The organism is Glaciimonas soli (assembly GCF_009497155.1).
In the GTDB taxonomy this organism is placed as follows: Bacteria; Pseudomonadota; Gammaproteobacteria; order Burkholderiales; family Burkholderiaceae_D; genus Glaciimonas; species Glaciimonas soli.
Window position 1 is genome coordinate 926,441 of record NZ_WINI01000001.1, and the last position, 12,286, is coordinate 938,726.

The window sequence follows — 12,286 nt, forward strand, 5'->3', positions numbered from 1 at the left end:
TACAATTCGTGTCAATCAACTTTTAATAATTTTTTTCTTGAAATACTTATCGTTGCTGCGCGCTCGCGACACATGACATATCGGCGCCCGGCTGTCGTATTGAACTATGGTATTCATAATCTGGCGCATGCGTTTGGAAGCCAGTCTTAAAGTAATATTGAAGTAATAATTGAAGCAATAATTGAAGCAAAAAACAGAATATTTTGATTGAAGGAATTATGGGTAAAACGTTAGCAAAAGCCATTCCGGCCTTTCAGCAAGTGAAAGACCATGTGCTTCAAAAAATTCATAACGGCACCTGGAAACCCGGCGATTTGATTCCGTCCGAGCGCGAGCTGATGCAGCAGTTTGGTTTGTCGCGGATGACCGTCAATCGCGCCTTGCGAGAATTAACCGACAATCAGATGCTGGTCAGAACCCAAGGTTCCGGCACTTATGTGGCAGAAGGAAAGCATCAATCTACGTTGGTTGAAATTCGCAGTATTGATGACGAAGTGGTCGCACGCGGTCATCGTTATCGTAGTCAAGTATTAGCGCTGGAAGTCAGCAAAACTCCTGCCGCGTTATCAGCATTGGAATTCAAAACTGACTCTGTCTTCCATTCCAGCATCGTGCATTTTGCGGATGATATCCCGATACAACTGGAAGACCGCTATACTAATCCGACTCTCTTCCCGGAATATTTAGAGCAAGACTTTCATCACGTCACGCCGAATCACTACATGATGCAAGTCGCTCCTATGCACAGAGCGGAATATTCTCTTGAATCGAAAATGCCAGATGCCACAGTGCGCAAACGCTTGCAAATGGAAATTGGTGAGCCGTGCCTGGTGTTATCGCGTCGCACCTGGGTACGTGATGCGGTGGCAACCTCAGTCACTTTGTGGCATCCGGGATCGCGTTTTCGGTTCACGGGCGGACTTTAATTGATTTTTTTGGATAACAATGACAAATCCACTTCCTTCAAAAACCACCACAGAAACAGTTATCAGCATTCATCACTGGACAGATAAACTGCTGTCATTTCGCTGCACACGTCCGGCCGCCTATCAATTCGCACCGGGTCAATTTGCCCGATTGGGATTGACGAATGCCGACGGCACAGTTATTTCTCGCGCCTATTCCGTCACTTCTGCGGTTGAAGAAGATGCGTTGGAATTTTTTCTGGTAATTGTTCCAGGCGGCGAATTTTCTGATTTATTGGTCAATCTAAAACCGGGTGATCCGATTTTATTGGAACGATTCAGTTACGGCTTCATGACAGCTGATCGCTTTGTCGACGGTGAAGATTTGTGGATGCTGGCGACCGGTACTGGTCTCGGCCCGTTCATTTCGATATTGCAAGATCCATCAGTGTGGAAAAAATTTCGCAATTTAGTATTGGTGCATTGCGTACGCAATACCGAAGAATTGGCTTATCAGGAATTACTCAACGACTTGCCAAAACAAGCTGCATTAACGGCCGGCGGTGCAAAGCTGATACGCATTCCCATCAGCACACGCGACACACAAAACATCGACCCTAACCATTTGCATGGACGTATTACAACTCTGCTCTCGAACGGCGAATTAGAGCGCGCAGCCGGTCTGGATATCAGTGTAGAGAAATCACGTTTAATGATGTGTGGGAATCCAGAAATGATTACTGCCACGCGAGAACTATTGCATGAACGTGGTCTGCGCCCTTGCCGACGCGCTGTACCGGGGCAGTTTGTGACGGAAGATTATTGGTAATAAAGATTCACTCAACACTAAACGCAAGCATCCGTCATCCTCGCGAACGCGGGGATCCAAGTTACGATCTCAATATGGATTCCCGCGTTCGCGGGAACGACGAATTAAATTTACTTAGTTCCTTGAATGGCTCCGATTGATGATTGGACTTAAAGCGCCAACCATACCCGGCTAATCTCCGGATTGTCGCGCAATTCTTCTGGCGTTCCGGTAAAAACAATCTTCCCCTGTCCCATTACCAGTACGCGCTGCGAAATTTCTAATGCTATCTTCATTTTTTGCTCAACTAGCAAGACTGCAACTCCCTGTTCTTTTAGCATAAACAAGAAATCAGCAACTTGCCGCACCATTTGTGGTGATAATCCTTCGGTCGGCTCATCAATCAACATCAAGGCCGGCTCACCCATCAAACTACGACAGAGGCTAAGCATTTGCTGCTCACCGCCTGACAAAGCGTCAGCACGTGTTTGCAAACGCAAAGCCAATTGCGGAAAGCGCCGCAGCAACATCTCCATGGTCCGACGTGATGCCGCTGCAGATTTCAAACCCAGCAATAGATTTTGTTCAACCGTTAATGACGGAAAAACTGCACGTTCCTCTGGCACATAGGCGATTCCGTGACGCGCAATTTCAAAAGTTTTTAACCCTGATATTTCTTGCTCTTTAAAACGTACTGAGCCAGTTGCTTTCGCCATCCCCATCAGCGCTTTTAATAACGTTGATCGGCCCGCGCCATTGCGTCCTACCACGCTGACGATTTCTCCCGGCGCTATTGCGAATGTCACGCCGTGCAAAATATGGCTCAAGCCATAATAGGCATGCAGATTTTCCACCTCCAAAAGTGACGTCATCCGAAAATTTCCTTGTTATCTTCACGTCGAGTTTCATCGCCGAGATACGCCGCTTGCACTAACGGATTTGCACGAATTTTTTCCGGTGTATCGCATGCAATAATCTGCCCCGATACCAACACGGCTATACGATCTGCCAAATCGAAAACGACGTTCATGTCGTGCTCTATCATCAGCAACGTTTTGTTGATGGTGACGTTTTTGATCAATGCAACTGCCAACTCCGATTCTTGTCGACTCATTCCTGCTGTCGGCTCATCCAGCAAAATCAACTGCGTGTCGGCAGCAATGGTGATGCCAATTTCCAGCGCGCGTTGTTCTGCATACGTCAATGCATGCGCGAATGTTTCCCGCTGATGTAGCAAATTTATTTGCGCTAACAAGATATCCACTTTGGCGTTCACCTCACTCAACCCTCGTAGACGCTTCCAAAATGTATATTTACAGCCGCACGACCAGAGTACGGCCGCACGCAGGTTTTCCTGCACGCTCAATTGCGGGAAAATATTGGTGACTTGAAAACTGCGCGACAAACCCAGGCGATGAATTTTAAATGGCGCCAACCCGGCGATGTTTTTTCCGTTCAACATAATCTGCCCAGAGCTTGGCGCAGAGCGACCGGATATCAAATTAAACAAGGTCGATTTTCCAGCGCCGTTTGGCCCTATCAATGCTAAACGTTCACCTGCCTGCACTCGCAAACTGGCGTCGCGAATAATCGCCGCTTTTCCAAACTGCTTGCTGACTTGATGCAGCGTTAAAACAGCATTCATCATTGCGCCCTTCTATTGACGAATGTGCGTATTTTGGTGCGCGTGCGATGAAATAAACGCAGCAATAATCCCATCATTCCGTTTGGTGCAAACAACACCATCAGCATAAATAACAAACCCAGATATAACTGCCATAACCGGGTGTAAGCAGGTAAAACCACCGAGAAAAACACGCCCACAATCGCACCAATGATAGGCCCAAAGAAAAAAGCTATGCCGCCAATGTATGTAAACAACAATACTTGCGCAGAGCGCAGCAAGCTGACATTCTCTGCACTGGCGATTTCGAAATTAATGGCGCCCAATGCACCGGCCACACCTGCGAAAAATGCAGAAAGTATCAGAATGACATATCGCACATGGCGTGGATCGTAACCGATGAAAGCAGCACGCTCTGGATTGTCGCGTACCGCGTTGGCGATACGTGCTAACGGGGTTTTCGTGAGCAAATACATCAGCGTAACTGACAGGATCAGCCAAAAGACAATCAAGTAATACACCTGCAATTGCGAGCCGAAATCTATGCCCGTAAATAAACCGACCGCACCAGTGCTAAAAACCCTGTCCGTACTGACGCCACCCTCACCACCAAAAAACACTGAAAACATCAAAGCGCTGGCAGCAACCAATTCCACCAGACCAAGTGTAATCATCGATAGTGCGGTCCCAGATGCGCGCGTGGTGATAAACCCGAAAACGATGCCGAACACCATGCCAGCCATGCCACCAATCAATGGCATCAACAACAACCACGCAGAACTTACGCCAACTGCACCCAACTTGTTCATCACGTGCACAGTAACAAATGCAGCAAGTCCCGAATAAATCGCATGACCAAACGACAGCATCCCGGTTTGCCCTAACAGCATGTTGAAAGACAATCCAAAAATGATCATTGTCCCCATTTGCGACAACACGGAAAGCGCAGAACTTTGCGTAAACATCCACGGCGCAAGCATGACTATCAATACGGACGTCAGCCAAATTAACGGTTGGTGTTTCATCCTTACTCCCTAGTCCCAAACAAACCACGTGGGCGTACCAGCAACACCAGGATTAACAACACATACGGCAAAATCGGGGCAATTTGTGTAAGGCTCAGACTGCCCCACAGTGGCATATCTACAGACACCGCAAAAGTTTGCAGCAGTCCGATCAGTAACGAAGCGGCAAATGCGCCGTTAAGTGATCCTAAACCTCCGACTACGACTACTACAAAAATCAGGCTGCCCACCGACGCCGCCATGCCAGGCTCAGTGACAAAGGCATTGCCACCCACAACGCCAGCCAATCCCGCCAATGCACAACCGCCGCCAAACACCAGCGTAAACATGCGTGGCACGTTATGCCCCAGTGCTTCGAGCATGCCGGGATGGGTAAGCGCCGCTTGGATGATCAAACCGATACGTGAAAAGCGCAGCAACAGATAGCTAAGCAATAGAACCAGTAAAGTCAGTAACATCATGAAACCGCGATACAGTGAAAAAGAAGTGGAATACAAGGTGAATAAAGTGCCGTCAAGCTGCGCCGGAATCGCGTAAGGAACCGACGAACGGCCCCATATCAACTGCACTAATTCAATCACAACATACGACAAACCAAATGTGAATAACAGTTCTGCCATCTGTCCGTGTTTGTGAATATGGCGCAAAGCCGTGTATTCGATGAAAGCCCCCAGCAAGCCGACCAATAATGGCGCAATGACCAGCGCTGGCCAAAAACCCAGCTTGAGACTAATGCTGTAGGCAAAGTAAGCACCAAGCATGTAAAAACTCGCGTGGGCGAAATTCAACACACCCATCATGCCGAAAATGAGCGTCAGTCCAGCCGAAAGTAGAAAGAGCAAGAGCCCATAACTTATGCCATTGAGCAAAGTAACCAGTATTAATTCCATGCGGACTTTTCGGCTTTAATAATTTTAGGGAAATGTGCTGAGGCATTTTACCGGACTACTTGCCGACCGAAGTAAATTGCATCGAAGACAAGATTACTGCATAGGTTGCAATAAGACACATTATTTATACCAAGGTAATATTGCACAATTAATTAAACCAAGGTAATATTGCACAATTAATTAAACCAAGGTAAAATTAAAGTCACTCCAAACTCATCAGTTCAAAATCATGACAAATGCCCTCACCCGCTGCACCGCATTTCATCAAGACCGACGCATCGCATCTGGCGAATTGTCGGACGTGGCATTGCAAGTAAAAACATTACTCGACCAAGAACCCAATGCATCAGTATTGATTTTTGATGACGCCAGTAGCCATACGATAGAGCTTGATTTTCGGGGCACTGCCGAAGATGTTCTCAGCAAATTGCCAACTGCGCCTGCTGACAACGCTACTGATGTCGCCGCAGAACCTGAAACAATGCGCGGACCCGGACGTCCAAAATTGGGCGTCATCGGCAAAGAAATCACTTTGCTACCGCGCCATTGGGATTGGTTGGGCAAGCAACCTGGCGGCGCATCCGTGGTGATTCGCAAATTGGTAGAAGAGGCCAAACGCACCAACGACAGCCGCGATCACTTACGTCAGGCTCAAGAGTCTACTTATCGCTTTATGTCGACGATGTCTGGCAATCAAACTGGTTTTGAAGAGGCCACACGTGCCTTGTTTGCGGGCGATCAGGTCCGATTTACTGCTTTGGTTTCTGTGTGGCCTGCCGATATTTGCGATCATATTCATCAGCGGGCAGCGCTGGTTTTTAAAAATACGCCTTAGATCCGAATACTAGCCAACGGAAATATCATGAACATGGTCTGGCAACGGTGTATTTTCAGGCGCTTCTTTCTCGACCAGTGGATGATCTTTGGCAGAGCCGTCCGCAAGTGTGTATAACTGTTCTTCTACAATATCTAATTGTTGGCTGCCGTCTAAAGCATGGCCCTGCGTAACAGGCCGTGCGTTAGCAGTACTAACTTTAGTTTTATTGTGAGTGTGTTTTTTAGGTTTCATGATGAGCGTAACCTTGCAATTTAGCCATCGATATTCATCGCATTCCCATGTACCTAACTATAGAACTAACCGGATGAATTTGAAAGCAAGAACTGGAGTGCGGCACTACAATGCCATTGCTAAACTTCTAGCCAAGATAGTCAAAATCTTGGAGAACGCAAAATGAATACGATAAAACCCTTGTCAAAGAATCTGTCGACAGAAAATGATCCGCGCTGGGCAGTGGTGGTCGCGCGCGATCATGCTGCCGATGGCGCGTTTTATTATTCGGTCAGCAGCACCGGCGTGTATTGCCGCCCTTCTTGTCCATCGCGTAGGGCAAAACCTGAGAATGTCACTTTTTATACGACTTGTCTGGAGGCGGAGCTGGCTGGATTTCGCGCCTGCAAACGCTGCAAACCGAATCAGGCTTCGTTACTGGAGGAGCATGCCGCCACAGTAACGCTGGCGTGCCGCATCATAGAGGACGCGGAAACTGCACCCAGCCTGGAAAATTTAGCGAGCCGCGTTGGTGTCAGTACCTATCATTTTCATCGCATGTTTAAACAAGTGACAGGATTGACGCCAAGAGAATACGCTGCAGCACATCGCGAGAAAAAAATCCGCGATCAGCTTGATCATGGCGATGCTGGCAACTCTATTACCGCAGCTATTTTCGATGCCGGTTACAACGCCAATTCGCGCTTCTATGAAAACGCTAATGCTGTCCTGGGAATGACGCCCAGCAATTATCGTGCTGGCGGAACCAATACCAGCATTCATTTTGCGATTGGCGAATGCTCACTAGGAGCGATTTTAGTGGCGCAAAGTGAACGTGGGATTTGTGCGATTTTGATGGGTGATGATCCTGATGCTTTGGCGCGCGATTTGCAAGACCGATTTCCACGTGCCAATCTGATTGGCGGTGATCATCAGTTCGAACAAGTGGTAGCCAAAGTGATCGGCTTCGTCGATGCACCGAAGTTAGGTTTAACCTTGCCGTTAGATGTACGTGGCACGGCGTTTCAGCAACGGGTCTGGAATGCGTTGCGCGAAATTCCGGCTGGTAGCACGCTTAGCTACACCGAAGTCGCACAGCGCATAGGTTCACCCAAAGCGGTACGCGCAGTAGCCAGCGCCTGTGCCGCCAACGCGATCGCCGTGGCAATTCCTTGTCATCGTGTGGTGCGCAATGATGGCGGCTTATCCGGTTATCGCTGGGGTGTGAAGCGAAAACGTGCGCTGTTGGACATGGAAAAAAATGCGACCGAAAATACTGACATAAGCGCAGCACTTGCACTGTGAGTTTTTCCCTATGAATTTTTCTCTATTTGACGACGTTGAACAAAATGACGACCAGCCTCAAACATTATGTGAAGGCGCAATGGTGTTACGTCATTTTGCTTTGCCGGACGAAACTGCGATCTTTGCTGCAGTGGATAATATCACCCGACAAGCGCCCTTTCGGCACATGATCACACCCGGCGGTTTGCAGATGTCGGTGATGATGACCAATTGCGGTGACTTGGGTTGGGTGACTGATCGCAGCGGCTATCGTTACGCTCAGTGCGACCCTGATAGCGGGCAAGCCTGGCCGTCGATGCCGGAGGTATTTTTGCGATTGGCGCATGATGCCGCTGCCGCGGCAGGGTTTTCCAATTTTGTCCCTGATGCTTGTTTGATCAACTGTTACCAACCAGGTACACGGCTGTCATTGCATCAAGACAAAGACGAACACGATTTTGATCAACCAATTGTGTCGGTTTCCCTTGGCGTGCCTGCCATTTTTTTATTCGGCGGAATGCAACGTACCGATAAAGCAATGCGTGTGCCGCTATGGCATGGCGATGTCGTGGTCTGGGGTGGTGCAGCAAGATTGCGTTTTCACGGGATCCTGCCACTCAAAGAAAATACGCACCCGATAACGGCTATGCAACGCATTAATCTGACGCTGCGTAAAGCGGCTTGAAAGCGTATTTAATAAGCTCAACCCAATAAGCTCAACCTATCATTTTCAAAACGACCTCGTCATTCCCGCGAACGCGGGAATCCATCTTACGCAACCTGGATCCCCGCGTTCGCGAGGATGACGGCGATAGTTTTCAAATCGATTATTTAAGATTAGTTAATTGTCGTCAAAAAATACAAAACGCCGATGGAACATATATACCATCGGCGTTGAAAATACTCAGCAATTGCTTCAGCAATTACCTATCGTAATACCCACGATTGTAACCACCGCGATAATAAACCGGGCGCACATACACTGGCGCTGGCTGGTAATACACAGGAGCAGGTCGATAATAAACTGGTTCCGGACGAACATACACTGGCTGCGGTTGGTAATAAACCGGTGCTGGCGCGTAAACAGGTTGAGGAGCATAGTAACCGCCGCCATTGTAATAACCTGAACCTGCACTTGCACCAGTTGCAGCACCCAAAACGCCGCCAACGATCGCACCTGTACGTCCGCCGACTGCACCGCCAATCAATGCGCCCGCTACGGCACCAACGGCGGTACTGGCGCCGTTATAGTATTGCGCCGATGCTGACGTTGACACCACAGCTGCTGAAGTTGCCAGCAACATCATCAGAGCGATTTTTTTAGAAGTTTTAGTAAGCATGATTGACTCCCTGTCATATTGCAGCACGTTCTGTAAGCATCTTGCTTGCACTGAAGTGCGAAGAAAACATCGTTGCGATCAACCGTTAAAGATGACCTCGATGAACTGGTATGAACTGTAACAGCCATATTGTTCAATCAAAACAACGGAAACAGACTATTACACCCCACGCCCATTTGTTACGGCTTGGTGTGGCTTTCGTGCTGTTTAAGGTGGGATAGCCAACAATGTGATGCGGCTGCGGAAATTTACTGGAAGATTTCCAATGGGAAATTATAATACTGTCATTTTTGGATATTCGCCGCCGGCGCGATATTTAGCATTTTCCGGAATGGTTTGGTCTTCTTATCAATGATCACTTTCAGTGCTTCCCCTTGGCTTAAGTAGGCTTCCGCTTCTGCCTGATTTTTGACGGCAAATGCCTGAACGTCAGCATTTTTGGCACGCTTCACTGCCTGTTTAAATAAGGCAATACTGTCTTTGTGGGCTAACACAGCAATTTGACGGCAATATTCACCATCAAACTTGGCGCCATCTAATTTACCTAATCTGGCCAAAATTTGCTGCTGCAATTTACTGGGTACAGTCGGAAGCTCCACCATGTTCCTGGCCGCTAATTGCCGAAGCTCCTCAGCTTTGCCGGCTTGATTTTCCACCATTAATGCAGCGTATTGTTTTACTTCTGGATCACTCGCCTTGCTTGCTGCCAAGGCACTGGCAAGCACCTCGGCATTGTTATTTTCAGCGACGTGCATCAAAAAGAATTTTTCGTGTCGTGATAATCGACTTATCTGACCGATGCTATCAGCAGACTCCGTTGCGTAGGTGACGGTGACAACTGATAGCACCGCGATGCAGCTCAGCATCATACAGAAGCAGGCTTTTAATGCGAGGCAGCACAACTGTGACGGTTGCTTATGTTGCTGAGTTTGTCTTGATGATGCATGCATAGATTTCCTAACGTGATTTTCCATGAGACATCTGAGCAAGCTATATCTGACGACAGATTAGTGCAACTTAACCGATGGTTTAGCATGCTTCATCAACTTGCTCGCCGTCGCCGTGACAGCCGTGCGCACCGGGCCCAACAAGGCATTCAAATGCAGCAAATGCAGACTGGTGTACATCATGCGGGCAAAAAAACCATCAACGAACCAGCCTAATTTGGTCAACGATCCCATCAGTGTTCCGACCGAGGTATTACGACCAAACGAAACCAGCGAGCCATGATCGGTATAAACATAAGGCGCGTCGCTGGCCGGCTGCCCTTTATGCGCGCGCACAAACATCGCCACTAAATAATCTGCTTGCTGATGCGCCGCCTGCGCGCGCGGAGGTACCATTTTGCCGTCAGGTGCAATACACGCGGCACAATCACCTAAAGCAAAAATGTCCTGATGTCCTTGCGCACGCAAAAATCCATCGACTTCAATCTGGCCGGATTTAGTCGTCGCCAATCCGAGTTCTTTTAAGAAGTCAGGTGCCTTAATTCCTGCAGACCATACGCATACATCCGATGGATAATTATTGCCATTAACATCCGTCACATATTTTTCCGCAATACTCGCCACGCGACAATCCGTCACCACCGTCACATCACGCTCTTGCAACAGCTTGGTGGCAGCTTTCGACACTCGCTCGGTTAAGGGCGCCAACAGACGTGGAGCACCTTCCAGGATAGTAATGCGCACATCTTTATCGGGGTTCAAGCGCGGAAAATCATAATCAGTGTAAACCTTGCTGGCTTCACGCAATTCAGCAGCCAATTCGACGCCAGTTGCGCCACCGCCGACAATCACGATGTCTATGCCCGCACGTGGGTCGACTTCTTTTTTAACATCAGCCAGCGTCAACATTTTTAACAGGCGCAAGCGGAAGTTCTCGGCATCTGCCGTTGAGTTAAGAGAAATCGTGTATTCCTCGGCGCCACTCAGACCAAAATAATTAGAGACGCTGCCAACAGCAATGACTAACTTAGAAAAAGCAATTTGCCGCGGCGGGATAGTACCGACATCCACGTTGACATCATCTTGAATTGGTTCAACCGTGATGATGCGCTGAACGCTATCGAAGGATGTGAAATTTCCAAACACGAAGCGGAACTGATTATCGTGCGCCAGCATTTGGTACGACAAACCTTCCTGGTGAATGTCTCGGGTTCCGGCCGCCACTTCGTGTAGCGATGGCTTCCAGATATGGAACAAACCGCGGTCAACTAAAGTGACATAACCCTGCCCTAGCTTACGCCCCAACTTACAAGCCAATTCCAAACCACCAGCACCACCGCCGACGATCACAATTTGCTCAGACATTTTCAGCACTCCTTATCTTAATGGGGTCGCATATAAAGAGAACATGGCACGAACTCTGCTTGCTTGTTTTTCACGCTATTCTAACCGAGCAGTCTACTTGACGCCTGAATAACTAGTATTCCCATAGGCTCAATTAATGGGGAAGAAATTGGTGTACTTTTATCGCTGGCACACCTGAAGATAACGCTCGCGGATCAACGGCATGGCTTATAAATAAGCCGAAAAAGTGGCAAAAGATACGATTAGATTATTTTGCAAAGAAGGCTTATCATAAAACTATCCGCCTACCTCAGGAGACTATATGTACAAAAAGATCCTTGTTGCCTACAACGGCACGCCTGAAAGCCGTTGCGCATTACATGCCTGTATTCGGCTTGCCCCCAGCGCAGAGGTTGAAGTTCACCTGTTGTGTGTAATTAATTTATCGACTTACCTGATGGCGGGTGAATTTGTCGCGGAATCAGCTATCACGGCAGAAAAAACCTTGCTTAAGGAGGAGCTTGAAAAAGGGCAGAAACTGCTGCGTGATGCAGGAATCGCAAAAGTTACGGCACACTTTGAAAGCGGCGAACCGGTTAATGTGATTAGTGATCTGGTAGAACAACTCAAAATTGAACTCATCATCATCGGCCACTCTCGCAAAAAACCGTTAGCCATGCGCTGGTGGCGCGGTAAGACAGATGCCATGCTGGTTGGGAAAGTCCCTTGCAGCATACTGGTTGCTGCGGACTGTCCGGATAAAAAGTAATAATTTTATCAAGCTACACGTTGAAAGAGCCTGTCTTTGGACGGGCTCTTTTGTTTTTACATCTGCTTTTTCAAATAACCGGACGAATGTATAGTTGGCACGAACCAAGGTGTGCATCCACATAGATCAGACTAAGCGTCAGGCCAGATACCGCAAACAGCGCCTAAGCAATTAAATAGCAAATCCATGCAAGTTGCACAAACATAGCAACGCTATGCTGCCAACGCAGCCCCCCCCCCTCCCACACACAAAAAAAACCGAGCGCCCATAAAAAAACACCCGAAGATTTCTCTTCGGGTGCA

14 protein-coding genes are annotated in these 12,286 nt (G+C 48.2%); 6 read left to right on the forward strand and 8 right to left on the reverse strand.

Annotation, left to right across the window (positions count from 1 at the left end; genetic code table 11):
- Positions 1–218 precede the first annotated feature (218 nt).
- Together hutC and GEV47_RS04280 are read left to right on the forward strand one after the other, a co-directional pair.
- A complete protein-coding gene (hutC, locus tag GEV47_RS04275) occupies positions 219–926 on the forward strand; it encodes a histidine utilization repressor (RefSeq protein WP_153233430.1) in 708 nt (235 codons plus the stop codon).
- A gap of 19 nt (positions 927–945) precedes the next feature.
- A complete protein-coding gene (locus GEV47_RS04280; protein ID WP_153233431.1) occupies positions 946–1,734 on the forward strand; it encodes a ferredoxin--NADP reductase in 789 nt (262 codons plus the stop codon).
- 149 nt (positions 1,735–1,883) lie between these two features.
- Here the strand turns inward: GEV47_RS04280 and GEV47_RS04285 are convergent, their stop codons facing one another.
- From GEV47_RS04285 to GEV47_RS04300, 4 genes are read right to left on the reverse strand one after another with little or no spacing between them, the layout of a single operon-like run.
- Positions 1,884–2,585: an ABC transporter ATP-binding protein gene (locus GEV47_RS04285; RefSeq protein ID WP_153233432.1), complete on the reverse strand. Its 702-nt coding sequence runs from the start codon at positions 2,583–2,585 to the stop codon at positions 1,884–1,886.
- Positions 2,582–3,361, reverse strand: coding sequence for an ABC transporter ATP-binding protein (locus GEV47_RS04290; protein ID WP_153233433.1), 780 nt, complete (start codon positions 3,359–3,361; stop codon positions 2,582–2,584). Before GEV47_RS04290 ends, GEV47_RS04285 begins: the two co-directional genes overlap by 4 nt.
- Entirely contained in the window at positions 3,358–4,362 is a 1,005-nt protein-coding gene (locus GEV47_RS04295) for a branched-chain amino acid ABC transporter permease (protein ID WP_153233434.1), read from the reverse strand. Before GEV47_RS04295 ends, GEV47_RS04290 begins: the two co-directional genes overlap by 4 nt.
- A gap of 2 nt (positions 4,363–4,364) precedes the next feature.
- Positions 4,365–5,252, reverse strand: coding sequence for a branched-chain amino acid ABC transporter permease (locus GEV47_RS04300; RefSeq protein WP_153233435.1), 888 nt, complete (start codon positions 5,250–5,252; stop codon positions 4,365–4,367).
- A gap of 229 nt (positions 5,253–5,481) precedes the next feature.
- Between GEV47_RS04300 and GEV47_RS04305 the strand changes: the two genes are divergently transcribed.
- Positions 5,482–6,087 (forward strand): DUF2239 family protein, encoded by a 606-nt coding sequence (locus GEV47_RS04305; RefSeq protein WP_153233436.1) that lies wholly within the window; start codon positions 5,482–5,484, stop codon positions 6,085–6,087.
- 9 nt (positions 6,088–6,096) lie between these two features.
- On the opposite strand, the gene GEV47_RS04310 is transcribed toward GEV47_RS04305, so the two are convergent.
- The gene (locus GEV47_RS04310; RefSeq protein ID WP_153233437.1) at positions 6,097–6,321 is read right to left on the reverse strand and encodes a hypothetical protein; all 225 of its coding nucleotides are present in this window, start codon (positions 6,319–6,321) and stop codon (positions 6,097–6,099) included.
- Positions 6,322–6,483: 162 nt separating this feature from the next.
- Between GEV47_RS04310 and ada the strand changes: the two genes are divergently transcribed.
- Together ada and alkB are read left to right on the forward strand one after the other, a co-directional pair.
- Positions 6,484–7,605 carry a bifunctional DNA-binding transcriptional regulator/O6-methylguanine-DNA methyltransferase Ada gene (gene ada / locus GEV47_RS04315; protein ID WP_153233438.1) on the forward strand — a complete coding sequence of 374 codons (1,122 nt, stop codon included), beginning with the start codon at positions 6,484–6,486 and terminating at the stop codon, positions 7,603–7,605.
- A 10-nt stretch (positions 7,606–7,615) separates the two neighbouring features.
- Entirely contained in the window at positions 7,616–8,269 is a 654-nt protein-coding gene (gene alkB / locus GEV47_RS04320; protein ID WP_153233439.1) for a DNA oxidative demethylase AlkB, read from the forward strand.
- Positions 8,270–8,507: 238 nt separating this feature from the next.
- Here the strand turns inward: alkB and GEV47_RS04325 are convergent, their stop codons facing one another.
- The 3 genes from GEV47_RS04325 to GEV47_RS04335 form a co-directional block, all read right to left on the reverse strand.
- Positions 8,508–8,924, reverse strand: coding sequence for a hypothetical protein (locus GEV47_RS04325; protein WP_228124551.1), 417 nt, complete (start codon positions 8,922–8,924; stop codon positions 8,508–8,510).
- A 284-nt stretch (positions 8,925–9,208) separates the two neighbouring features.
- The gene (locus tag GEV47_RS04330; protein WP_228124552.1) at positions 9,209–9,793 is read right to left on the reverse strand and encodes a DUF4142 domain-containing protein; all 585 of its coding nucleotides are present in this window, start codon (positions 9,791–9,793) and stop codon (positions 9,209–9,211) included.
- Positions 9,794–9,931: 138 nt separating this feature from the next.
- Positions 9,932–11,236 carry an NAD(P)/FAD-dependent oxidoreductase gene (locus tag GEV47_RS04335; protein WP_153233441.1) on the reverse strand — a complete coding sequence of 435 codons (1,305 nt, stop codon included), beginning with the start codon at positions 11,234–11,236 and terminating at the stop codon, positions 9,932–9,934.
- Positions 11,237–11,537: 301 nt separating this feature from the next.
- On the opposite strand from GEV47_RS04335, the gene GEV47_RS04340 reads away from it, so the two are divergent.
- A complete protein-coding gene (locus GEV47_RS04340) occupies positions 11,538–11,984 on the forward strand; it encodes a universal stress protein (protein WP_153233442.1) in 447 nt (148 codons plus the stop codon).
- The last annotated feature ends 302 nt before the right edge of the window (positions 11,985–12,286 follow it).